We start from the raw sequence: 22,084 nt of genomic DNA, 5'->3' as shown, positions 1-22,084 counted from the left end.
TCGAGCTACGAGTTGAAAGCCTAGCAAATGCTAGGCTTTTTTGTGTAAAAAATATTTTGTCATTGCATGGCTGTTTATACAGGTATAAATGGAATATCGACTAATTTGACTTATTTGGCTCGCAATACAAATCGTAAATTTGGCTCGTTTTTTCCAAATCATATTTTTTACACGTTAAAAAACAGATAGTTAACTAAGTAGCTTTTGGACTTAGCGAGCCAAGTTAATTCTCGCTAAGTCCAATTCTCGTTTTCTGCAGAAACCGAGAATCTTGCTGGTCGCAATATTTGGTGTTATCTTGCTGTTTTAATTAATGATTTAGTGTGGAAGTTTTTAAGATAAGGTTCAAATTCGTTTGGACTTATAAGGAATTCCCACTAATAAGCTGTTAGTTTGAAAAGGAAATCATGGGTGCATTTGTATTTTTATACTTCTTTTTAATTATTTATGCGCTTGCTATAAGGTTTGCATCTAGAAAAGAGGTTTCTTCTAGTCATGTTGGTTGGGCGTATAAATTTCAATCTCTAACTTGTGTAATTATTACGTCATTATCTAGTGCATCAATTGCATTTCTTTTTGCACAAAATGTTGCAGAATGGATTTATCAATTTATACCAGCATTTATTGTCGCTTTTATCGTTGCAGCAGAAAAGCCTATTGATTACAGTAAAATTCAAACTAACAAGTCGTTAAAGCGCGACAAATAAAGCTTGGCTTTTGTCGCTGCGCTCAAAATTATAGCCAAGCTTTATTTGCCTCTTAACGAGGCGTTATGTTTCATGGAGAAACTGAGTTGAAGCAAGAAGATGCGATAAAAATCTTAAAATTAGCTCAACAAAAAGATTTACCCGAGCATTTAGATTCAAACTCTGAATTGGATTTGGATTGTGTTAAAGACTTGATTGACTATGGCTTTCTCCAAGCTATAGACATATCTTCAAAGTCTGGGGTTGGCTTTATGGAGCCCAGAATAACCTTGTCTGGTGTCGAGTATTTGGAGTCGCATACCAAACAATCAAAGTGGTATCACTCGTTTCCTAATAGAATAGCTGTCCTTTCTTTATTTGTTGCGATCATTGGACTTTGGTTCGGTTTAAAATGAAACATAACAAGTCACTTAAAAAGATAAACAGTGTTGTCCAATTTCTTGCAAACGACGCAACAAAATGGCCAACTTACTGTTTTACTTATTAGTGAAGCGTTATGCCTCTAGGAGAGATTTGTGGAATATTGGAAAGGCCCCTCAGAGTCCCTTCTAGGGATTGGCACTATTTGGACAGAATTTGATGAAAACGGCTATGCAGTCCGTCAAGTTGAGAAATATGGAAATAAATGGTTTTCATCTCGAGAGGAATACCATGATGATGTTGGCCCTGGACTTTATGATGGGCATATCAAAGAACTAGATTTGTCAGATTCCAATACAATTACCAAACAAGAGTTTGAAACTGTTTGGCAAGAATCATTAAAATAATCTGTACATTTGGCCCAGTCACATAGGGAAAATAACTAAGCCACCCACTGTAACTGGACAAATCAAAAAGCTAATCTAGGCTTAAGTTGAGCAAGTAAATTCCAAGGAGGGAATGATGCCGACACCAAGAAGCAAACAAATCTGTTTGCAAGCCACCCCGTATTACCATTGTGTAAGCCGTTGCGTTAGACGCGCATTCTTATGTGGTAAAGATAAAGTAACTAATACCTGCTATGAGCACAGACGGGGCTGGATAGAGCAGCGTTTGCTGTTTCTAGCTAATGTCTTTTGTATTGATATTTGTGCCTATGCGGTAATGAGCAATCATGTGCATGTGGTATTGCATATAAACCATGACAAAGTAAAAAGTTTAACCGATAGTGAGGTTATCAATCGCTGGCACAAGGTATGTAAAGGTACCTTGCTTACCCAGCAATTTGCTAAAGGCGATGATATTCATCAAAGCCTAATACCAACGCTAACATCCACTATAGAAATCTATAGACAACGCCTGTTCGATATTAGCTGGTTTATGCGTCTGTTAAACGAACCTATAGCAAGACAAGCCAATGCAGAAGATAACTGCACAGGAAGATTTTGGGAAGGTCGCTTTACCAGCCAGGCATTACTTGATGAAGCAGCACTTGCTGCTTGTATGGCCTATGTTGATTTAAATCCCGTTAGAGCCGGTATCGCTAAAACTCCCGAACAATCAATGCACACCAGTATAAGGCTTCGTGTTAAAGCCGCGATTAAAGGAGAGCAACCTAAAGCACTTATGCCTTTTGTAGGTGATCCCAGAAAAGATATGCCAAATGGTTTACCGTTTAAACTAGATGAGTACATACAGCTCGTTGATTTAACAGGTAGAGTAATTCGCGATGACAAAGCAGGTCATATAGAAAACACCTTGCCGACTATCATTAACAGGTTAAACATATCCCCAGAAAGCTGGCTTCGCCTAACCACAGAGTTTGAAAAACAATTCAAAGGCGCAGTTGGTCAACAAGCATCAATAGAGCAGTTTAGTGAACTTCAGCAAAGGCGACGACAAAACTTAACCAGTAGCCAACAAATCTTTGGCTAGCGAAGCAACAAAATACCTTCATAAAAACACCATTAGCCTGAGCTAAGGCATTGTTATAGCTAAAATAAGCCTAAACACGTTAAATTCATCGCTAAATAACCAAACATCATCAAAATGACCTTGAAAGTTTCATTTTTTCTTGTGGAGCCAAACCAACATTTGTGACAATCTTTAAATCATTAAAACGATGGGTGGCTCAATTTCTCCACCAAACATCATCAAAATGACCTTGAAAGTTTCATTTTTTCTTGTGGAGCCAAACCAACATTTGTGGCAATCTTTAAATCATCAAAACGATGGGTGGCTCAATTTCTAAAAATCAGCGCACACCAGTATAAAGCTTCGCGTTAAAGCCGCGATTAAAGGAGAGCAACCTAAAGCACTTATGCCTTTTGTAGGTGATCCCAGAAAAGATATGCCTAATGGTCTTCCATTTAAACTAGATGAGTACATACAGCTCGTTGATTTAACAGGTAGGGTGATTCGCGATGACAAAGCAGGGTATATAGAAAGCACCTTACCGACTATCATCAACAGGTTAAACATATCTACCGATAGTTGGCTTCGCCTAACCACCGAGTTTGAAAAACAATTCAAAGGCGCAGTTGGTCAACAAGTATCACTTGAGCAGTTTAGTGAACTTCAGCAAAAGCGACGACAAAACATAACAAGCAGCCGACAACTCTTTGGCTAGTGAAGCAACAAAATACCATCATAAAAACACCATTAGCCTTAGCTAAGGCATTGTTATAGCTAAAATAAGCCTAAACACGTTAAATTCATCGCTAAATAACCAAACATCATCAAAATGACCTTGAAAGTTTCATTTTTTCTTGTGGAGCCAAACCAACATTTGTGACAATCTTTAAATCATTAAAACGATGGGTGGCTCAATTTCTATTTCTTCTTAAAATGATGGGTGGCTCAATTTCTGTTAAATCATTAAAACGATGGGTGGCTCAATTTCTCCTCAATTTCTTCCTGCAGTATTGTTTGTGTTTTAGCATTTGTAGTCCTTCCCGAGCTGATTGTGGGTAATGGTAAAAGTATTACACCTGTACAATTAGAAATAGGGGGTTACTTGTGGTGTTTAACTGCTTTGGTGTTGGCTACGGCTTATTATGTGAAGACGTATAAATAAGTAGAAAAGAGATAAGTAAGGAAATTGAAAAATGGGGAAAAGTTTTCTGTGTTTGAGATGCGACCAATCATTAATGGCGGAAACATCTGAAGAAGTCGAAAGTGTCAGATTTTGGTCGTGTAAATCTTGTAGCAGTCGCTACACAGAAAATGGTGAGGGGAGATTGCACGATCGCTGGCTTATGCCTATAACCCTAGCGCTCTATGGTGTTATTTATGAAAAAGAACCACGCAAAAATCTTGAAAAAGTTACGGCAGATATGCGCCGAAAAGGCGCTAAATTTGTAGAGCTTTTGATTGACCATATCTCAAACGAATTAACAAATCCTAAGCAAAGAATGTCAGACATTCATCAATTCATACATGCAGACGAGCAACAATTAAGGCAGTTTTTAGCCTTGTTAAGAGATAAACTGATTAATTTTAGTGTAAATGATTAAAGAGAAGTTTATCCTTTGTTTTTCAAAGACACGATATTCAATTTATGAGAAGAAAAAATTACATAAGTCGCATTATTTTCTTGTTTGTTATTATCGCGCACACTTCCTTTGCAGAGGATGAAAAGCTTGCAGAAGTGTTTGCCAAATCGCCAGTTGCGGGCTCCATGGTTGTTGAGCATCTAGAATCAAAAAAAAGGTATGTTTACAACCCTGCGAGAGCTAAACAGCCGTTTACTGTAGCTTCTACCTTTAAAATTCCCAATACCTTGATTGCGCTGCAAGCAGGGGTGGCAACCAATGCAGAAACTAGATTTAAGTGGAATGGCACCGATTATTGGCTGAAAAGTTGGAATAAAGATCAAACGTTAGCCTCAGCATTTCAAGTGTCTTGTGTGTGGTGTTATCAGCAAATCGCTCAGCAAGTTGGCGCTGAGCGCTACAAAGCTTATATCAAATCAATGGACTACGGCACATTGCCTGATGCCTTTGATGTTGAAAATTTTTGGTTAGACGGTACGTTAAAGTTAAGCGCAGAAGCGCAGGTAAACTTTCTAAAAAAACTACAGGGGAAAACATTACCGTTTGAGCAGAAACATTTTGCCTTGTTTAAAACCATCATGCTTGCCGAACAAACAGCAACATATAAGCTGTATGGTAAAACAGGGTGGGCACCACAAGGTGAAGCGCCGGTTGGCTGGTATGTGGGGTATGTTGAAAGTGAAAATGGTACTTGGGTGTTTGCGCTTAACTTAGCGCTTAAACAGCGCCAGCATTTAGCGTTAAGAAAACAGTTAGCCAAAGAAGCATTAATTTCCCTTGGCGCGATACCAGCACCTCAGTAAACACAAACAAAAACGCCTGATTACTTTTATTAAAAGTATCAGGCGTTTCTTCTTCTATTTTTACTCTATTTAAGCTTTCGTAGCCGCTTTCATCCCGCTAACAAAGCTCGCTAATGCAGCCAGCATTTGCTCAGGGCTGTCGAGATGCTCTTCGATTAACTTGACCGTTGCTGAACCACTAATGGCACCACGAGCGCCTGAATCAAGCGCTGCTTTTACATGTTCCGGTGTTGAAATACCAAAGCCAATCACAGCTGGTGGCGCATTAAGCGCTTGTAGCTTGTCGATAAGCTCAAGTTTCGGTACTTGTGCATCAGAGTGCGTGCCAGTAACGCCAGCGCGACTCAATACGTACGTATAGCCTTTACTAAACTGAGCTATGTCGCTTAGCGTTTTCTCATTGGCATTTGGTGGCGCGATAAAGATTTGTGCAATGCCATGTTTTTCTGCTGCTTCTCTAAATGGCTGACTTTCACGAATTGGCAAATCGGCAATCAGTATGGAGTCTACGCCAATGCTAGCCAGCTGCTGATAAAAACGGTCTATGCCATAGGCGAATACTAAGTTGCCATAGAGTAGCAAGCCAATAGGTACGTCGGGTGCATAACCCCTGACTTGTTTCAAAATATCGAAACAACCGTCCGTATTCACACCAGCACTTAATGCTCGTATACCTGCTTTTTGAATCACAATACCGTCTGCACTGGGATCTGAGAACGGAATACCCAGCTCAAGACCATCTGCGCCGTTGTCGATTAAGGTTTTTATGATTTCAAAAGACAGTGCAGGGCTAGGATCGCCGATGGTGACAAAAGGAACAAAAGCGCCAGTTTCCATGCGTGCCTCTACAGCGTTAAACATCTTTTCGTATCGATTTTGCTGAGCCATTACTTTGCCTCCTCTGCATCTTGCGCGGCTAACACCGTATGTACGTGTGCTAAATCCTTGTCTCCGCGACCCGATAAATTCACCAAAATAATCGTTTCTTCGGTAACGTCTTCAGCCATTTTTAACGCTTGTGCAAGCGCATGAGACGATTCTAATGCAGGAATAATACCTTCACTTTTAGCCATCGCTTGAAAAGCTGCAAGTGCTTCATCGTCGTTGATTGGTACATACTGCGCGCGGCCTGTCTCCTTTAAAAATGCGTGCTGCGGCCCAACACCTGGATAATCTAAACCAGCTGAAATTGAATAAGATTCTTCAATTTGGCCAAACTTGTCTTGCATAATGTAGGTGTAATTGCCATGTAGCATACCTTTAGTACCTGCCGACAATGTTGCACCATGCTCTTCAGTATCAACGCCTTTACCACCAGCTTCCACACCAATGAGTTTAACGCCATCTTCTTTAATAAAATCTTGAAACATGCCAATAGCATTTGAACCACCGCCAACACATGCGATCACATAGTCAGGTAATCTACCTTCTTCTGCTAATAATTGTTGTTTAGCTTCAATGCCTATCATTTTTTGGAATTCGCGCACAATCGTTGGGAAAGGGTGAGGACCAGCGGCTGTTCCTAACAAGTAATGTGCTTTGTCGTAACTTGCTGACCAATCGCGAAGCGCTTCATTTACCGCGTCTTTTAGCGTGCCACTGCCTGCGGTTACAGGAATAACTTCTGCACCCATAAGCTTCATTCGAAATACATTAGGTTGCTGACGTTCACAGTCTACAGCGCCCATATATACGCGACACTTTAGTCCTAACAATGAACAAGCGATAGCAGTTGCTACGCCGTGCTGTCCTGCGCCCGTTTCGGCAATAATTTCGGTTTTACCCATACGTTTTGCAAGTAAGGCTTGTCCCAAAACTTGGTTGGTTTTATGTGCGCCACCGTGGAGTAAATCTTCACGTTTTAAATACACCTTAGCGAGTGGGTTTTTCACTAAATTTCGACATAGCGTAAGTGGTGTAGGGCGACCAGCATAGCTGGACAATAAATGATTAAATTCGTCTAAAAACGCCTTATCTTGCTGTGCGTCCAAAAATGCCTGCTCGAGTTGCTCTAGCGCAGGTACAAGTAATTCGCCGACAAACATGCCGCCAAATTCGCCAAAATAGGCGGGTAATGATGATAATTCTGATGCTTTCATTTTTAATAATTCCGTATTTCGTTAAATACAGTGTTCAATAATGTTTGGTCTTTTTGTCCTGGCGATGTTTCAACACCAGAGTTGATATCCAAACCAAACAGTTCTTGTTCGTTTAATAGGTTGATTGCTTGCTTAATATTGCTTGCGGACAGTCCACCAGCAAGAAAGCAGCGTGATAATATTTGCTCGCTTTCGGCTAACGTTTGCCATCGAAATGGCTGGCCACTGCCTGGCGCCTTTCCATCTAGAACATAATGAGCGCAATCGGTGTTTAGTGGTGGTACTTCATCTTGCACCGACACCGCTTGCCAAATTTCTACATGTGCTGGCAGTTGCGCTTTTAAACTAGCGATGTAACTGTCACTCTCTTGGCCATGTAGCTGCACCGCAGACAAGCCTAATGTCTTGGCATACTCGATGACGGTGTTTTCGTCGTGATCAACAAATACGCCAACATAACGCAGTGAAGAACAGCTTTGTACGATTTTCTGCGCCGTATCCAAATCAACACAACGCGGCGATTTTTCCGCGAAAATAAGGCCTGCGTAGACTGCACCGGCTTCAATAAGCAACTGTGTTTGCTGCGCAGCTGTAATACCGCACACTTTGTTTTGTCCAAAGATTAATTGGCGACAGGCAAGGTCAAGATCGTCTTCAGCCATAAGCGACGACCCCACTAAAAAACCATCGACGCTCGGCGCAATTTCACGCACCTGATCATTGGTGTAAATACCTGATTCGGAAATAATAATGCGATCTTCTGGAATTGTAGGTGCTATGTCTAATGTACGCGAAATATCGGTAGACAGATCTCTCAAATTTCGGTTGTTAATGCCAATAAGTTTGGCGCCTAGCGCGATTGCTCGAGCGGTTTCTTCTTCATTTGATACTTCGGTTAAAATCGCCATGTTGTATGCTTGAGCAACATCAGCTAATGCTTGATATTCTTCGTCGTTAAGCACGCTTAGCATCAACAATATAGCGTCAGCGCCATAGTATCTTGCCAAATGCACTTGGTAAGTATCGACAAAAAAGTCTTTATTTAATACCGGGCATGTAACCGTGCTTGTTACCGTTTGCAGGTACTCAAACTTACCTTGGAAATATTTTTCATCGGTTAGCACCGAAATACAGGCCGCGTAGTTCTGGTAGACCTGACTTATAGCGCCAATATCAAAGTCTTCTCTTATTAAGCCCTTTGACGGAGAGGCTTTTTTACATTCGAGAATAAAGCCTGCATGGCTAGCGCCGGATTTTCTGCTTAGCGCGCCGTAAAAGTCTTTTTGTGTCGGCGTTAAACCATCAACAAACTCGCTCAACGGCATAGTTTGCTGTAGTTGCGCTATTTCAATGCGTTTATCGGCGACGATTTTTTCTAATACATTAGCCATTTACCGCTCCTTGTTGTGAAAGCGTTGCAAATGCCGTTAACGTATCCCAAGCTTGGCCAGAAGCAATTGCTTGTTGAGCGAGTTCGCCTGCTTCAATCAAGGTCGCTGCTTTACCATGCAAATATAGTAATGCTGCCGTGTTAATAGCTACTGCAGCATTATGAGCCGCTTCGCCTTTACCTTGCAGTATCGCCTTAATGATGTCGGCATTTTGCTCTGGCGTGCCACCTTTAAGCGCTTCTAAAGGGTACTCTGGTAATCCAAAGTCAGCAGGCGAAATGGATTTGGTGGTTATGTTGCTATCTTTTAATTCATAGACTGTTGATTCGCCGTGTAAGGCTAATTCATCAAGCCCCGCGCCGTGTACAACCCACGCTGCGCTTACGCCAGTTAATTTCAAGCTTTGGGCAATAATAGGGAGTAAAGTTGGCGTATAAACGCCTAACAGCATGGTGCTAGGTTTTGCAGGATTAACTAAAGGGCCAAGGATATTGAATAGGGTGCGAATTCCCATTGCTTGTCTTACTGGACCAGCATGTCTAAACCCTGCGTGGTAAGCTGGCGCAAAGAGAAAACATAGATTGGTTTCATCTAAACACTGCTTTGCTACTTCTGGCGACATTGATAAATTGACGCCAAAGGCTTCAAGTAAATCAGCGCTACCCGACATACTCGATACGCTGCGATTTCCGTGCTTTGCCATCTTTATGCCACAGCTGGCAGCAACAATGGCTGATGTCGTTGAAATGTTAATCGTGTTTGCGCCGTCTCCTCCTGTTCCTACGCAATCGGTGACAGGGTAACCGGTGCTTGGAAATGCTGTTGCATGTTCACGAATCGCGGTTGCTGCACCAGCGATTTCTTCTGACGATTCACCTTTAAGTTTCAACGCCGTTAACACTGCAGCAAGCAGCGCTGGCTCGACATTACCTGTGATCATTTGCTCAAAAAACTGATGTGATTGCGCTTGAGATAACGCGTTACCTTCTACAAGTTGTTGTAATACTTCAGACATTTTCGTTCTCTTTCGTTAATGCAAGCAAATGCGTTAAAGTTTGTTCGATTAAATTGCTGCCATACGTGGTTAATATAGATTCAGGGTGAAACTGATAACCAATAATCGCATGGCTTTGATGTGTTACCGCCATACAAAGCGATTGATATTTTGCGATAACGTTTAAACAGCTCGGTACTTTGGTTGCTACCAGCGAATGATAACGGGCGACCGGCAATGGATTAGCAATGCCTTCAAACACGCCAGTAGCGCTGTGGCTAACGTTAGAAGCTTTGCCGTGCACTATCTCGGGCGCTCGGTCAACTTTGCCGCCAAAGGCTTCAACAATGGCTTGATGGCCCAAACAAATACCAAACATGGGTATCTTACCTGCTGCAAGTTTAATCAGCGCCAATAGGCAACCTGCGTTATGCGGCGCTCCCGGACCTGGCGATAAAACCAATACCGGTTGTTTGTCCGACTGTTGCATTTGTTGATAGATAAAATCAGCCGAGAGGGTATTGCGATACACAACAATGTCATAGCCCAGCGCTTTAAATTCGTCTACTAGGTTGTAGGTAAACGAGTCTAAATTATCTAACATAAAAATCTTTACGTTTTCCATTAGATCGCCTCCAACTGACTAGCTGTTTTTATCGCGTTTATCACCGCTTGTGCTTTTTGACGGGTTTCATCAGCTTCAGCTTGTGCTACTGAATCAAACACCACACCTGCACCTGCTTGAATATGCGCCATATCATCTTTGACAAAAGCACTTCGAATCACAATACAGGTATCCATTTCACCTTCGCCTGTCAGATAGCCAACCGCGCCACCATAACTGCCTCTGCGGTGTTGTTCTTGATCGCGAATCAACTGAGTAGCTTTTACTTTTGGCGCGCCAGATAGCGTGCCCATATTCATGCACGCCTGATATGCCTGCAAGGCATCTAAGTCATCCTGTAATTCGCCGCACACTCGCGAAACTAAGTGCATGACATGCGAATAACGGTCAACTTTTAGCAAATCAGCAATGTGACGAGTCCCCGGTTTGCTAACACGGGCAATATCGTTGCGTGCTAAATCTACTAGCATGATGTGTTCTGCTAATTCCTTTTCGTTAAGGCGTAAATCCAGTTCAATGCGACTGTCTAGGTCAAGACTAATGTTACCGTGTTGATCAAACCCGCGCGGTCTAGTACCTGCAATCGGGTAAATTTCTACTTGTCTGCTTTGGTGTTGATATTTTAGTGCTGACTCTGGCGATGCGCCAAAAATGGTAAAGTCTTCATCTTGCACGTAAAACATGTATGGGCTTGGATTAGATTGCTTTAACGCGTTGTAAGCAAGTAGGGCGTTGCTGCATGGCAGTGAAAAGGTGCGCGACGGCACTACCTGAAATATATCACCGGCAACAATGTTTTGTTTTAACTGCTCAACGATATCGCAAAACGCCTGATCGGAAATATCCACACTAGCTTCAACTGCGGTGGCAGCTACATTTTCTTGCGTTTGAATACTGGCTATAGGGCGCTCTAAAGCATTAGCAAGTTGTTCAACGCCCTGTGTAATTGCTGCCTTGATGTCTGTTTCTTTGGAAAATACATTGCCTAATACTTCACAGCTTTGCGTTTCATGGTCAATCAGCACCATATGCTCAGCAAGATAAAAGGCGTAGTCAGGACAAGTGTTTGCCCCCTCGGCAACTGCAGGTAATTCCTCTGCACAGGCGATTAAATCAAACGCGAACGTGCCTGCGAGGAATACACCAAAAGGGTGATTGGTTAAGTTTTCAAAGGTCGTAAATTGTCTTAGCGCCTGAAATACATTGGCAGACTTTAATCGTTGATGTTCGTCTAAATTGGCGTCGGGTTTGGCAAAGCTTAGTGTTGTTTTATCAGCTGATGCGTTGATTTGGCAGGTACCTTCTAATGCCGAGGTTACTTCATCAACAGCTGCTTTACCGTTTTCGGTAAGTGGGTATAGTTCAACGCTGTTTTGCTGGCATACCAATTTGACTGCTGCTTTGGTCAGCAACAAACTTTTTAGTTGATGCTTTTTATCGATTTCTGCTGACTCTAGCAGCAGGGTATTTGCTTGCCCAGCACATAGCTGGTTATAAACCGCTAACGGTTCTTTTTGATAGGTTGTTTTACGGACAATGGTTTCTACCGTGCCCTGTGTTTGTTTATCTGTGCTCATCGTTAATCCATATAATGCTGATAGTTACATGTAAAGCACACCGTCTTCGGTGTTGCTATCCTGCGTAAAGCGGCTGAAGCCACCAGATAAACCAACTTTTAACTTTTTGCTTAAGCATAATTTGCCTTTTTTAAAATAAAAAACCCGCTTACAAAGCGGGTTATCGAGAATATGTTTTCAATTAAACACTAGCTATCGTCACAACCCGTTAATTTGAGTTATGCCACCACCAAATCGTTGAAATAGTTTGTTGCGCTAGTTTCATTGCGTTGTATATCGCTGTACACTTAACATTAATTGATGCATATAGAAAACCGTATTTTAACGTGCTTGTCAACGACTAAATATCGTTGCCAATGGCATAAAAAAGGGTCACCGATAAAAATGCAAATAGATCTGCACAGCCACACCCATTGTTCAGATGGTCAACTTTCCCCGCAAGCCCTTGTAGATAGGGCAACGAACTTTCAAATCGACATGCTTGCGATTACAGATCACGACACGGTTACGGCATTAGATATTGCGAAAAATTATATTGAAGACAAGCAATTACCGCTTGAGCTAGTTCGTGGCATTGAGATTTCTACTGGCTGGCATGGTTTTGAAATTCATGTGGTGGGTTTAGACATAGATCATCGCCATCAAGCAATTAGTGACATTGTTGATAAGCATCAGGCAATACGTGAAAAGCGTGCGGTGATGATGGCGGAAAAGCTAACTAAGTGTGGTTTTGAAGGTATCTATGAAAAGGCTAAGGCACTAGCAGGCGATGGCTCTATTACCCGCGCACACTTTGCGCGGGTGCTACACCAACAAGGTAGTGTCAATACTATGCAAGCTGCCTTTGATAAGTACTTAGGTAAAGGGAAACGTGCTTATGTTAAACCGATGTGGAGCACGATTGAACAAGCGGTAGCTGCAATTGAGCAAGCGGGCGGCCATGCGGTTCTGGCGCATCCTATTCGTTACGATCTATCGGCAAAGTGGCGTAGGCGTTTAATAGAAGACTTTAAACATGCCGGTGGCAAAGGCTTAGAAATTGTCTTACCGCAAATGAATAAGCAGCAACGAGAAACCATGTTATCGTACTGTCAGGACTATGACTTTTACGCATCGATGGGTTCGGACTTTCATTTTCCGTCAAAGTGGAGCGATTTAGGACGTAATCTAACTCTGCCTGAAAACTGCAAACCGATATGGCAACTGTGGCAATAAAGGAATAAAGCAATGAGTCAATTTTTTTATGTGCATCCAGATAACCCGCAAGGGCGCTTAATGAAGCAAGCGGCGGCATTAATTCATCAAGGTGCGGTAATCGTATACCCAACCGATTCAGGTTATGCCTTGGGTTGCCACATAGGTGATAAAAAAGCGCTAGATAGAATTTGCGCCATTCGTGATATCGACAGAAACCATAATTTCACTTTAGTGTGTAAAGACTTATCGGAGCTTTCAACCTACGCGAGAGTAGAGAACAACGCCTTTCGCTTAATAAAGAACAATACGCCAGGTGCTTATACCTTTGTTTTTAAAGGAACCAAAGAGGTTCCAAAACGTTTACTTAACGAGAAAAAGCGCACCATTGGTATTCGAATTCCTGACAATAATATAACGCAAGCATTGCTAGACGAGCTGCGTGAGCCAATTATGTCGACAACCTTGATTATGCCGGGGGAAGAAAGAGCGGAATTTGACCCAGAGCATATTCGCGATATTTTAGAGCATCGAGTTGATTTGATAATCCATGGCGGGTATCTTGGAGAGAAGCCCACCACCGTGATCGATTTTGCCGACAGCGACGGTGACATTATAAGGGTGGGTGAAGGAGACCCAACGCCATTTGAATAAGTGGCGATAGTTTATTAGAAAAGATAACAATGACGACAAATAAAGCGCTAGGCCCAGACAAAAAGTCTGCTCAGTCAAAAGGGGAAATGGTACAACAGGTATTGCCTTTGGCCATGATCCGTGGCGAAGCTATGGTCGAAAAGCCGCAAGATTTGTTCATTCCACCTGATGCGCTGGAAGTTATCCTAGAAACGTTTGAAGGCCCGCTCGATTTACTGCTTTATTTAATTCGAAAACAAAAATTCGACATTTTAGATCTACCCATCGCGCCAATTACCGCGCAGTACATGGAATATGTCGACTTGATGAAAGAATTTAAGCTTGAACTCGCCGCTGAATATTTAGTGATGGCCGCTATTTTGGCTGAAATAAAATCCCGTTTATTGCTGCCCAAGCAACAGGTTGACGAAGATGAAGTTGACCCAAGAGCCGAGTTAGTTCGTCGCTTGCAAGAATACGAAATTATAAAGAAAGCGGCAGAAAATATGGACGAGTTACCTCGACTAGAGCGTGACAATCATCATATTGATTTACCTATCCATCCAGATTACGTGGCTAAAACGCCGCAAGCAACTGTCGAGATGGCGGAACTACTCGACGCACTGCGCGGCGTGATGAAACGCAGTGAAGCCTTTGAACACCATCAAATTCACAGAGAAACGTTATCAACCCGTGAACGCATGACTAACGTGCTTGCGCGTTTAAAAGATGGTAAAGAATCGTTTTTGGAGTTTGGCCAATTGTTTACGCCAAGTGAGGGTAAACAAGGGGTAGTGGTCACCTTTTTGGCTATTTTAGAATTAGTAAAAGAGTCTTTAGTTGAGTGCGTGCAAGCGCAGGTCTATGGCCCTATACAAGTGAGGTTGAAACATGAAAAAGTTGAATCATAAAGAGCTGAAAAAGCTAATTGAAGCAACAATATTTGTCAGCCCGCATCCGATTAGTGTTGTAAAGATGAAAGAAACAACGTTGTCTGACATTGATACAACAACAAAACAAATCAAATTACTGCTTGAAGAGTTACAAAACGACTATCAAGACAAAGGCATTGAGCTTGTCGAAGTGGCCTCTGGCTATCGTTTTCAAGCGGTAGCTAGCTTAAGTGACGATTTATCTTATTTATTCAAAGAAAGAGCGCCTAAATATTCAAGAGCTTTGCTCGAAACATTATCGCTAATAGCATATAAACAGCCTATTACGCGTGGTGAAATAGAAGATGTCCGTGGCGTGTCGGTAAGCAGTTATATTATTAAAACGCTACTAGAGCGAGAGTGGATTCGCGTGATTGGTCACAAAGAGGTACCGGGTAGACCAGCTCTGTATGGCACTACTAAGGCGTTTTTAGATTATTTCAATTTAACCTCGCTTGAACAGTTGCCAGTGCTAGAAGATATTGAACCGATTGATGTGCCTGAATTAGAGTTAGTGTCGGAAGGCCAACCGGTTCATTAAGCCGATTTAAATAGAGTAAAACCAGCGCTAGCCTGCTACAATAGCGCTTTATCCAGTAATGATGTCAGCAACCTAGATTACTGACGGGAGAAGATACATGTCTGAAAAACTACAAAAGGTCCTTGCACGTGCAGGTAAGGGCTCTCGCCGCGAAATGGAAAAACTCATCAGCGAAGGTCGCGTTAGTGTTGACGGTAAAGTTGCCTATTTGGGCGATCGTATCGAAGGTACCGAGCAGGTTCGTGTAGATGGCCACGCCGTCAAACTTAAATCTGCCGATGAAGATATTTGTCGCGTGTTAATGTACAACAAACCGGAAGGGGAAATGTCAACGCGCAAAGATCCGGAAGGAAGACCGACAATATTCGATCGCCTGCCACCACTTGAGGGTGGCCGTTGGGTAGCAGTTGGGCGGTTAGATATTAACACGCAAGGGATGTTGCTATTTACCACAGATGGTGAGTTAGCAAACCGATTAATGCATCCTTCACACAATGTAGAGCGTGAATACGCTGTGCGTGTGTTTGGTGAAGTAGACGATGCTATGCTGCAACGATTGCGCAATGGCGTAAATCTAGAAGATGGCCCAGCCAAGTTTCAAAAGATTATTTACAAAGGTGGTGAAGGCCGAAACCACTGGTATCATGTTGTGCTTTCAGAAGGGCGTAACCGCGAAGTTAGACGCCTATGGGAAAGCCAAGAAGTTCAGGTCTCTCGCTTGATTCGCGTGCGTTACGGTGACATGGAGCTAAATCGCCGCTTACCGTTAGGTGGTTGGGCGGAACTGCCACTAAAAGATGTAAATTATTACCGTCGCTTGGTAGGCTTAAAACCTGAAACGCAAAGTAAAGTTAAAGTTGATGAAAAATCTATTGATAATGCCAAGCACAGACGCATACGTCGTAGTGTTAAAAAGCATCAACAACGTCAAACCACAGCACGAAGAAGACGCAAATAATAAAGAGAAAATCACGTGACGTATCAATACATAGCGACAAACGCTGAGCTGGCAGACTTTTGTCTAAAGCTGGAAAACAGTGAATTTTTAGCGGTAGATACTGAGTTTGTTCGCACCCGTACCTATTTTCCTAAATTGGGCTTAATTCAAGTCAGTAACGGCCAACATTGCGCATTAATCGACCCGATTGAAGTGAACGATCTAGCGCCTTTTTGGGCGCTGATGAGTGATAGCAAAATACTGAAGGTACTTCACGCCTGTTCCGAGGACATTGAAGTGTTCTTGCAAGAGGGCTGCAGGCCGGTCAATGTGCTTGATAGTCAAATTATGATGACATTTCTGGGTCATGGCTTAAGTTTGGGCTACGCAGCTACGGTGAAGCATTATTTGGCGATTGAGCTCGATAAGTCCGAGTCACGTACTGATTGGACAAAGCGCCCATTGACCGAAAAACAAAAGCAATATGCCATTGCTGATGTGATTCATTTGCATGAAATTTTCCCTAAAATCCAACAGGAAATTAGCGAAACCACGTGGTTAAATGCGGCGATAGAAGAAAGCGAACGTTTAATAGAGAAAAAGTGTCAGCAGGTTGACCAAGAAAATCTATATAAAAACGTGAAGCTGGCTTGGCGGTTAAACCCAGAGCAACTGAATCGCTTAAAGGCGCTGTGTAAGTGGCGCTATCAGCATGCGATTAAGAAGAATGTGCCCTTGAGTTTTGTGGTTAAAGACCACACCTTATTTACAGTCGCTCAGAAAAACCCAAAACACTTTTATGCGTTATCGCAGTTAGAAGGGGTTGAGGCAAACGATGTTAAATATAAAGGGAAAGCCCTTTTAGCTGAATTGCGAAAAGCTAATGAGTTACCTGCGCAGGATTATCCTCAAAGAGTTCAACGCCTCGACGAACAACCGGGCTATAAGCAGGTATACAAACGGGTGAAGAACTTTCTAGCGAAGGCGGCAGAAGAGGCAGGTATTCAAGTGGAATTGCTTGCGTCTAAAAAGCAAATAAATCAGTTTTTAAAGCGCCATTATCAGATAAGCGATCGTCCGCCGGAACAAATAGATTTGTTGTCAGGATGGCGCAGAAGATTAGCCGGTGAAAAGCTTGAAGCCATGAGTGCTGATAATTTTGAACAATTACCAGGTTAATACCTGCAAATACGCGCTGGTAGGCGCTATTTTTCCTACTAAACACTTGTTATAATCGCGTCAATTTAGCGTAACGCGCACTTTTTTAGAGGTTTTATTGGATGTCGGATACAGAAACTCGTCCAACTAATTTTATTCGTCAAATTATTGATACCGATCTTGCTGATGGCAAGCATACGGAGATACATACTCGTTTCCCGCCTGAGCCAAATGGTTATTTACACATTGGCCACGCAAAATCTATTTGCTTAAATTTTGGTATTGCCCAAGATTATCAAGGTACGTGTAACTTACGTTTTGACGACACCAACCCAGAAAAAGAAGACATCGACTACGTTAATTCGATTATGGCAGACGTACGCTGGTTAGGCTTCGAGTGGAACGGTGATGTGCGTTATTCATCGGACTACTTTGACCGTTTACATGGCTATGCTGTTGAACTAATCGAGAAAGGTCTTGCTTACGTAGACTTTTTAAATCCGGAAGAAATCAGAGAATATCGTGGTACGTTGAAAGCGCCAGGCAAGAACAGCCCATACCGTGATACCGCGGTAGAGGAAAACTTAGCGCATTTTGAAAAGATGAAGAACGGTGAGTACAAAGAGGGTGAATGCTGTCTTCGTGCTAAAATCGATATGTCTTCAAGCTTCATGTGTATGCGTGATCCTGTGATTTATCGCATTAAATTTGCCCACCACCATCAAACGGGTGACAAGTGGTGCATCTATCCAATGTACGATTTTACGCATTGTATTTCAGATGCGATTGAAGATATTACACATTCGTTATGTACCCTTGAATTCCAAGATAACCGTCGTTTGTACGACTGGGTTATCGAGAATATTTCGATTGAATCGACACCTCATCAATATGAATTTTCTCGTCTAAACCTTGAATACACGGTAATGAGTAAGCGTAAGTTGAATGCGCTGGTTGAAGAAAAGCTTGTTTCGGGTTGGGATGACCCTCGTATGCCAACGATTGCGGCATTTCGTCGTCGTGGCTATACACCCGCGTCAATGCGTGAGTTTGCTAAGCGCATCGGTGTAACCAAGATGGACAATACGGTAGAAATGAGCGTACTTGAATCGTGTATTCGAGATGACCTTAACGAGAATGCGCCGCGTGCTATGGCTGTGTTAGATCCGATTAAACTCGTGATTGAAAACTACCCAGAAGGCCAAGTAGAAGAGCTTAACGTTAAAAATCATCCAAACATTGAAGAGATGGGCTCGCGTGTAGTGCCGTTTTCTAAAGAGTTGTTTATTGAAGCAGAAGACTTTAGAGAAGAAGCAAACAAGAAATACAAACGCCTTGTTTTAGACAAAGCGGTACGCCTGCGTGGTGCATACGTAGTAACAGCAACGCGCTGTGACAAAGACGAGCAGGGCAATGTAACAACGGTATATTGTCAGTACAACGAGAACACCTTAGGTAAAAACCCAGAAGATGGAACCAAGCCAAAGGGCGTTATTCATTGGGTAAGTGCTGAACACGCGTTGGATGCTGAAGTACGCCTATACGATCGTTTGTTCAATGTGCCTAACCCAGGCGCAGAAGACGATTTTCATAAGGTGATTAACGCAGATTCATTAGTGACTATCTCTGGCGCAAAAGTTGAACCAGCGCTTGTTAACGCTGAAGCAGAAAAATCTTATCAGTTTGAACGCCAAGGTTATTTCTGTTTGGACAGCAAAGACGGCAGTAAAGACAACTTAGTGTTTAACCGTACTGTAGGATTGCGTGATACCTGGGCCAAAATAAACGCCTAATCGCCCAACCAATTTAAGATTTAAAAAACCAGCCTAGTGCTGGTTTTTTTATGCTCATTTCTCACTTCTTACATTCAAATTCTGTGCTATAAACTATTGGTGTGCATTCAATTTTTTATAAAAAGGATAATTCAATGATAGCTCAAGCTTTTCTAGTTTTTGTCGGTGCTTACCTCATGTTCATCAGTTTGCGAGATGCAAGTTGGTTTGAATTTGTGATTGGCCTTATTGTTGTGCTTATGGCTGCAAATCGATTGTATTGTTTAAAAACGGGCAAAGATCATATTTTTCAACGTAAATCCTAGACTGTACAGGCTCAACTTACATGAAGGCCGTTACATATGACCCAAAAGCCGATCGCTTTAATCTATCAGAGCTTGCTATACCAACTATTGGCGATAATGACGTATTAATTGCGGTAAAGGCCTGTGGTTTAAATCCGGTTGATGCAAAAATTCACTTGTGGCACACAATGGCGCCACAGATGAATGAGCAATGGGTTGTTGGCTTAGATGTCTCCGGTGAGGTGGTCGACATAGGAGCAAAAGTCGATACCTGGCGTGTCGGCGATAAAGTGCTTTGCCATGGCGATATGATGCGCCCACATGGCGGGTTCGCTGAGTTTACCGTTCAAAATGCCGATACTTTAATTGCTTACCCAAAGGTTGATGAAGCAACGGCAGCCGCAACGCCATGTGCCGGTTGGACAGCGTGGCGTGCTTTGTATGACAAACTTAATATAACAGCGCATGACACTATATTGATCACCGGCGGCTCTGGTGGTGTTGGCGGGTTTGCTGTGCAACTAGCTCGTCATGTTGGTTTAAAGCAGATCATCGCTACTTGTTCGAGTAAAAACGCGGATTATGTAAAAGGCCTCGGAGCAACTCACGTGCTTGATTATCATCAACAGGATATTGTGCAATGCACGCTCGATATCACCAATGGGTTAGGAGTTGATATTGGATTAGATACCGTAGGGCCGAACAATGATGAGTTTGTTGCCAATGCGCTGCGCTTTGAAGGGCAGATGGTCGCATTAGTTGATACTGTTACCCCTGCAAATTATCAAGATGCTTTTATGCGAGGTTTAAGCTTTCATCAGTTAAGTTTGGGTGCAGGCCATCGAAATGGCGTCTTGGGTAGACAAACCCTGGTTCAAGCAGGGCAGGCGTTTTCTTCACTCATCGCACACGGCGATGTCACAGTAGATAAATTGCAAACAATACCACTTGATGATGTGCCAAGCGCATTAGTAGAAATGAGAAACCAGCGCACGGTTGGTAAGATAGTCTTTAAAGCGTAGGTGGGCTAGCTGGCTAGTCAACTAGTTTACGCTATCCAAAATAAGTGAAAATCGCTGCGATAACTGTGCAGCACTGCTAAATCCGAGGGTGATAGGGTGGGCACGCTGCTCGTCATCAAGAAAAAACAATGCAGGAAAGCCTGTGACGTTCAACTGCCGACTAATGGCTAAATGTTGCTGCAATTGTTGTTCTATCTCTTGCGACGAAAGCGCTTTAATAAATATTTCTCTATCTAAACCAATTGTGTTTGCGCAATCAGCTAGTGTTGATTCAAGTGACGGATTTTTAGCTGCTTGGTAATAAGCAGATTGAATTGCTTTTACCATGCGCTGCGCGCCATCCGCTACATACTTATCAGCAATAATAACAGCTCGGCATGCGATATAAGTTGAGCGGTAGGGCGTGTTTAACTGCCAATAGTTGTGGTTAAAGCTAACCTGTGAAACTTGTTCTATCTGATGCCAGTAGCTAGCAATAGTTGTTCTTAAATCTTCCGCCATTGGCTGGTTTGAATCGGGGGCTAATCCGCCCATCACCCAAGAAACTTGCGCGCTAGGGAACTCTGCAACAAATGCATCTAATTCTGGTTGAAAGCCATAGCACCAGGCACACATAGGATCCATTGCATACAACAACTGCATCGATTAGTTACCATCTATCAACTGCGAGCATGAAAATACCACCAAATAAATGGTGCCATTATCACAAGTTCAATACCTACATTAATCCACTGTTTTAGCACGGAGCCATCTAGAGCAATGCCAACAAGGCGAGCGACCAGTAAACCAAATAGCAACGAAGCAAAGGTAGCAGCGACCGTTTGTTGCCAAGGATGCCATTGATGATGAAACATCAATAGTGTTCCTATACCTATAAACAACCCCCACCAAATGCGTCGCTCAGTGGCTTCAAAAGTGGATGCTGGAACAGCTTTGTTGCTCACTAGCTCTGGGTTGTAAACCAGTACTAGCCCAACAAGTATCAGCACTGTACCTAGTCCTCGAAGTAATATCGCACAGTCCATAAAAATCTCCGGTTGTCCTGTTAATACTGCATTTAGTAAATACTGCTAATGGCTTTGTACATATCGCCAATTATTCAACGGCAAAGTAGCTTGTTGCATTGATGTATAGCGTCATCTCTTGCTCAACATCTAAATGATGTTCGCCATTGTTAGTTGAACTAAAAAAGCTGGCGGGTGACAGTGCTGTCGCCTGTTTTTCTTGCTGCCAACTGTGCGTGCCTTTTCCTTTTATCACCACAGCTTTTAAACCATCTAGCCCTTTAATCGTGCCAGTAAAACCTGCGGGAAGTTTGACAAAACTGCCATGTGGTGCGCCAGTCTTACCCCATAAGTAAGCTATTTTCACGTGAAATCGATTAAGCCACATAATATCTTTTGCGCTAAGCCACACAAGGTTTCGGTTGTCGACATTGATCGCGCTTTCGCCATTATCAAAGGCCTGATCAGCGGGCTTTACAAGGTAGGGGCCACTGTCAATTTCTAAATAGATTAAGTTGGTTTTGCCATTTGCCGCAGTAATATGCACATCACCAGCAGGTTGAGTCCAATATGATCCTGTGCCTAGCCATGTTTTTTCTGCGTTTGGATCATCATTATGCATCAGTCCATTGATAACAACGCCGCGGTAGCTAATATTGTGAATGTGAGGCGGGGATGAAAATCCGGGATTAAACTTAACTAACATGCCTGTTGCACTATTTTTAGTTCGGTCGCCCCACAGATCGGCGGCGCGCGGGCTGGCATCACCACGTAGAGGATTGAGTAATCCCCACTTAATATCTTTAGTGGCGATAATCGTGTGGTCGTTGGCCTGCGCAGAAAACAGCGGACATATGAACACCAAAGCGATAATAGAGGCGAGTTTATTCATTTATTTTCCTTCGATGAAACGACTA

At 42.7% G+C, this 22,084-nt stretch carries 25 protein-coding genes; 16 read left to right on the top strand and 9 right to left on the bottom strand.

Features of this window, described 5'->3' with window-relative positions; translation table 11 throughout:
• Positions 1-407: 407 nt before the first annotated feature.
• The 7 genes from QUD85_RS08610 to blaOXA all read left to right on the top strand — a co-directional run bounded on the left by QUD85_RS08610 (position 408) and on the right by blaOXA (position 4,983).
• Positions 408-707, top strand: coding sequence for a hypothetical protein (locus QUD85_RS08610; RefSeq protein WP_093329501.1), 300 nt, complete (start codon positions 408-410; stop codon positions 705-707).
• Between the two features lie 65 nt (positions 708-772).
• Positions 773-1,102 carry a hypothetical protein gene (locus QUD85_RS08605; protein WP_093329502.1) on the top strand — a complete coding sequence of 110 codons (330 nt, stop codon included), beginning with the start codon at positions 773-775 and terminating at the stop codon, positions 1,100-1,102.
• A gap of 120 nt (positions 1,103-1,222) precedes the next feature.
• Positions 1,223-1,474, top strand: coding sequence for a hypothetical protein (locus QUD85_RS08600; RefSeq protein WP_093329504.1), 252 nt, complete (start codon positions 1,223-1,225; stop codon positions 1,472-1,474).
• 115 nt (positions 1,475-1,589) lie between these two features.
• Positions 1,590-2,561: a transposase gene (locus QUD85_RS08595; RefSeq protein WP_093329505.1), complete on the top strand. Its 972-nt coding sequence runs from the start codon at positions 1,590-1,592 to the stop codon at positions 2,559-2,561.
• A 415-nt stretch (positions 2,562-2,976) separates the two neighbouring features.
• The gene (locus QUD85_RS08590) at positions 2,977-3,255 is read left to right on the top strand and encodes a hypothetical protein (RefSeq protein WP_286218399.1); all 279 of its coding nucleotides are present in this window, start codon (positions 2,977-2,979) and stop codon (positions 3,253-3,255) included.
• Positions 3,256-3,775: 520 nt separating this feature from the next.
• On the top strand, positions 3,776-4,141 hold the full coding sequence (locus QUD85_RS08585) for a hypothetical protein (RefSeq protein ID WP_093329507.1): 366 nt from the start codon (positions 3,776-3,778) through the stop codon (positions 4,139-4,141).
• Positions 4,142-4,185: 44 nt separating this feature from the next.
• Complete coding sequence (gene blaOXA / locus QUD85_RS08580) at positions 4,186-4,983, top strand: class D beta-lactamase (protein WP_093329508.1); 798 nt, start codon at positions 4,186-4,188, stop codon at positions 4,981-4,983.
• Between the two features lie 69 nt (positions 4,984-5,052).
• Here the strand turns inward: blaOXA and trpA are convergent, their stop codons facing one another.
• The 6 genes from trpA to QUD85_RS08550 are packed head-to-tail and all read right to left on the bottom strand — an operon-like array spanning position 5,053 to position 11,669.
• On the bottom strand, positions 5,053-5,871 hold the full coding sequence (trpA, locus tag QUD85_RS08575) for a tryptophan synthase subunit alpha (protein ID WP_093329510.1): 819 nt from the start codon (positions 5,869-5,871) through the stop codon (positions 5,053-5,055).
• On the bottom strand, positions 5,871-7,082 hold the full coding sequence (gene trpB, locus QUD85_RS08570; protein ID WP_093329512.1) for a tryptophan synthase subunit beta: 1,212 nt from the start codon (positions 7,080-7,082) through the stop codon (positions 5,871-5,873). The genes trpA and trpB overlap by 1 nt, the downstream gene beginning before the upstream one ends.
• A gap of 2 nt (positions 7,083-7,084) precedes the next feature.
• Positions 7,085-8,473 carry a bifunctional indole-3-glycerol-phosphate synthase TrpC/phosphoribosylanthranilate isomerase TrpF gene (trpCF, locus tag QUD85_RS08565; RefSeq protein WP_093329513.1) on the bottom strand — a complete coding sequence of 463 codons (1,389 nt, stop codon included), beginning with the start codon at positions 8,471-8,473 and terminating at the stop codon, positions 7,085-7,087.
• A complete protein-coding gene (gene trpD, locus QUD85_RS08560; protein ID WP_093329515.1) occupies positions 8,466-9,488 on the bottom strand; it encodes an anthranilate phosphoribosyltransferase in 1,023 nt (340 codons plus the stop codon). Before trpD ends, trpCF begins: the two co-directional genes overlap by 8 nt.
• Positions 9,481-10,092 (bottom strand): aminodeoxychorismate/anthranilate synthase component II, encoded by a 612-nt coding sequence (locus tag QUD85_RS08555; RefSeq protein ID WP_093329516.1) that lies wholly within the window; start codon positions 10,090-10,092, stop codon positions 9,481-9,483. The genes trpD and QUD85_RS08555 overlap by 8 nt, the downstream gene beginning before the upstream one ends.
• Positions 10,092-11,669: an anthranilate synthase component 1 gene (locus QUD85_RS08550; RefSeq protein ID WP_093329518.1), complete on the bottom strand. Its 1,578-nt coding sequence runs from the start codon at positions 11,667-11,669 to the stop codon at positions 10,092-10,094. The genes QUD85_RS08555 and QUD85_RS08550 overlap by 1 nt, the downstream gene beginning before the upstream one ends.
• 384 nt (positions 11,670-12,053) lie before the next feature.
• On the opposite strand from QUD85_RS08550, the gene QUD85_RS08545 reads away from it, so the two are divergent.
• The 9 genes from QUD85_RS08545 (at position 12,054) to QUD85_RS08505 (ending at position 20,163) form a co-directional block, all read left to right on the top strand.
• Entirely contained in the window at positions 12,054-12,884 is an 831-nt protein-coding gene (locus tag QUD85_RS08545; RefSeq protein ID WP_093329519.1) for a PHP domain-containing protein, read from the top strand.
• Between the two features lie 12 nt (positions 12,885-12,896).
• Entirely contained in the window at positions 12,897-13,517 is a 621-nt protein-coding gene (locus QUD85_RS08540) for an L-threonylcarbamoyladenylate synthase (protein WP_093329521.1), read from the top strand.
• Between the two features lie 29 nt (positions 13,518-13,546).
• Positions 13,547-14,407 carry a segregation and condensation protein A gene (locus QUD85_RS08535; RefSeq protein ID WP_093329522.1) on the top strand — a complete coding sequence of 287 codons (861 nt, stop codon included), beginning with the start codon at positions 13,547-13,549 and terminating at the stop codon, positions 14,405-14,407.
• On the top strand, positions 14,388-14,969 hold the full coding sequence (scpB, locus tag QUD85_RS08530; RefSeq protein ID WP_093329524.1) for an SMC-Scp complex subunit ScpB: 582 nt from the start codon (positions 14,388-14,390) through the stop codon (positions 14,967-14,969). Before QUD85_RS08535 ends, scpB begins: the two co-directional genes overlap by 20 nt.
• Positions 14,970-15,066: 97 nt before the next feature.
• Positions 15,067-15,927 carry a 23S rRNA pseudouridine(2605) synthase RluB gene (gene rluB / locus QUD85_RS08525; RefSeq protein ID WP_093329525.1) on the top strand — a complete coding sequence of 287 codons (861 nt, stop codon included), beginning with the start codon at positions 15,067-15,069 and terminating at the stop codon, positions 15,925-15,927.
• Between the two features lie 15 nt (positions 15,928-15,942).
• Positions 15,943-17,085, top strand: coding sequence for a ribonuclease D (gene rnd / locus QUD85_RS08520; protein WP_093329527.1), 1,143 nt, complete (start codon positions 15,943-15,945; stop codon positions 17,083-17,085).
• A gap of 101 nt (positions 17,086-17,186) precedes the next feature.
• Entirely contained in the window at positions 17,187-18,857 is a 1,671-nt protein-coding gene (gene glnS, locus QUD85_RS08515) for a glutamine--tRNA ligase (protein ID WP_093329528.1), read from the top strand.
• A 134-nt stretch (positions 18,858-18,991) separates the two neighbouring features.
• Positions 18,992-19,162, top strand: coding sequence for a hypothetical protein (locus QUD85_RS08510; RefSeq protein WP_177168892.1), 171 nt, complete (start codon positions 18,992-18,994; stop codon positions 19,160-19,162).
• Between the two features lie 20 nt (positions 19,163-19,182).
• On the top strand, positions 19,183-20,163 hold the full coding sequence (locus QUD85_RS08505) for a zinc-binding dehydrogenase (protein WP_093329530.1): 981 nt from the start codon (positions 19,183-19,185) through the stop codon (positions 20,161-20,163).
• Between the two features lie 21 nt (positions 20,164-20,184).
• On the opposite strand, the gene QUD85_RS08500 is transcribed toward QUD85_RS08505, so the two are convergent.
• From QUD85_RS08500 to QUD85_RS08490, 3 genes are all read right to left on the bottom strand, one after another.
• Complete coding sequence (locus tag QUD85_RS08500; protein WP_093329531.1) at positions 20,185-20,805, bottom strand: DsbA family protein; 621 nt, start codon at positions 20,803-20,805, stop codon at positions 20,185-20,187.
• A gap of 17 nt (positions 20,806-20,822) precedes the next feature.
• Positions 20,823-21,188 carry a DUF4345 family protein gene (locus QUD85_RS08495; RefSeq protein WP_093329533.1) on the bottom strand — a complete coding sequence of 122 codons (366 nt, stop codon included), beginning with the start codon at positions 21,186-21,188 and terminating at the stop codon, positions 20,823-20,825.
• Between the two features lie 70 nt (positions 21,189-21,258).
• Positions 21,259-22,059, bottom strand: a complete 801-nt coding sequence (locus QUD85_RS08490; protein WP_093329534.1) for a DUF4437 domain-containing protein — start codon at positions 22,057-22,059, stop codon at positions 21,259-21,261.
• Positions 22,060-22,084 lie beyond the last annotated feature (25 nt).

It is taken from the genome of Thalassotalea agarivorans (genome assembly GCF_030295955.1).
Lineage (GTDB): Bacteria > Pseudomonadota > Gammaproteobacteria > Enterobacterales > Alteromonadaceae > Thalassotalea_D > Thalassotalea_D agarivorans.
This window is presented reverse-complemented; position numbering and strand designations above follow the sequence as displayed.

What these genes read in the sequence shown, in the direction of transcription:
- QUD85_RS08610 (WP_093329501.1), top strand. Translation starts at nt 408, where the DNA reads ATGGGTGCATTTGTATTTTTATACTTCTTTTTAATTATTTATGCGCTT.
- QUD85_RS08540 (WP_093329521.1), top strand. Translation starts at nt 12,897, where the DNA reads ATGAGTCAATTTTTTTATGTGCATCCAGATAACCCGCAAGGGCGCTTA.
- glnS (WP_093329528.1), top strand. Translation starts at nt 17,187, where the DNA reads ATGTCGGATACAGAAACTCGTCCAACTAATTTTATTCGTCAAATTATT.
- QUD85_RS08590 (WP_286218399.1), top strand. Translation starts at nt 2,977, where the DNA reads ATGCCTAATGGTCTTCCATTTAAACTAGATGAGTACATACAGCTCGTT.
- QUD85_RS08555 (WP_093329516.1), bottom strand. Translation starts at nt 10,092, where the DNA reads ATGGAAAACGTAAAGATTTTTATGTTAGATAATTTAGACTCGTTTACC.
- QUD85_RS08535 (WP_093329522.1), top strand. Translation starts at nt 13,547, where the DNA reads ATGACGACAAATAAAGCGCTAGGCCCAGACAAAAAGTCTGCTCAGTCA.
- trpD (WP_093329515.1), bottom strand. Translation starts at nt 9,488, where the DNA reads ATGTCTGAAGTATTACAACAACTTGTAGAAGGTAACGCGTTATCTCAA.
- QUD85_RS08550 (WP_093329518.1), bottom strand. Translation starts at nt 11,669, where the DNA reads ATGAGCACAGATAAACAAACACAGGGCACGGTAGAAACCATTGTCCGT.
- blaOXA (WP_093329508.1), top strand. Translation starts at nt 4,186, where the DNA reads ATGAGAAGAAAAAATTACATAAGTCGCATTATTTTCTTGTTTGTTATT.
- QUD85_RS08545 (WP_093329519.1), top strand. Translation starts at nt 12,054, where the DNA reads ATGCAAATAGATCTGCACAGCCACACCCATTGTTCAGATGGTCAACTT.
- QUD85_RS08585 (WP_093329507.1), top strand. Translation starts at nt 3,776, where the DNA reads ATGGCGGAAACATCTGAAGAAGTCGAAAGTGTCAGATTTTGGTCGTGT.
- QUD85_RS08490 (WP_093329534.1), bottom strand. Translation starts at nt 22,059, where the DNA reads ATGAATAAACTCGCCTCTATTATCGCTTTGGTGTTCATATGTCCGCTG.
- trpA (WP_093329510.1), bottom strand. Translation starts at nt 5,871, where the DNA reads ATGGCTCAGCAAAATCGATACGAAAAGATGTTTAACGCTGTAGAGGCA.
- QUD85_RS08595 (WP_093329505.1), top strand. Translation starts at nt 1,590, where the DNA reads ATGCCGACACCAAGAAGCAAACAAATCTGTTTGCAAGCCACCCCGTAT.
- QUD85_RS08505 (WP_093329530.1), top strand. Translation starts at nt 19,183, where the DNA reads ATGAAGGCCGTTACATATGACCCAAAAGCCGATCGCTTTAATCTATCA.
- scpB (WP_093329524.1), top strand. Translation starts at nt 14,388, where the DNA reads ATGAAAAAGTTGAATCATAAAGAGCTGAAAAAGCTAATTGAAGCAACA.
- QUD85_RS08510 (WP_177168892.1), top strand. Translation starts at nt 18,992, where the DNA reads ATGATAGCTCAAGCTTTTCTAGTTTTTGTCGGTGCTTACCTCATGTTC.
- QUD85_RS08605 (WP_093329502.1), top strand. Translation starts at nt 773, where the DNA reads ATGTTTCATGGAGAAACTGAGTTGAAGCAAGAAGATGCGATAAAAATC.
- trpCF (WP_093329513.1), bottom strand. Translation starts at nt 8,473, where the DNA reads ATGGCTAATGTATTAGAAAAAATCGTCGCCGATAAACGCATTGAAATA.
- trpB (WP_093329512.1), bottom strand. Translation starts at nt 7,082, where the DNA reads ATGAAAGCATCAGAATTATCATCATTACCCGCCTATTTTGGCGAATTT.
- QUD85_RS08495 (WP_093329533.1), bottom strand. Translation starts at nt 21,188, where the DNA reads ATGGACTGTGCGATATTACTTCGAGGACTAGGTACAGTGCTGATACTT.
- rluB (WP_093329525.1), top strand. Translation starts at nt 15,067, where the DNA reads ATGTCTGAAAAACTACAAAAGGTCCTTGCACGTGCAGGTAAGGGCTCT.
- QUD85_RS08500 (WP_093329531.1), bottom strand. Translation starts at nt 20,805, where the DNA reads ATGCAGTTGTTGTATGCAATGGATCCTATGTGTGCCTGGTGCTATGGC.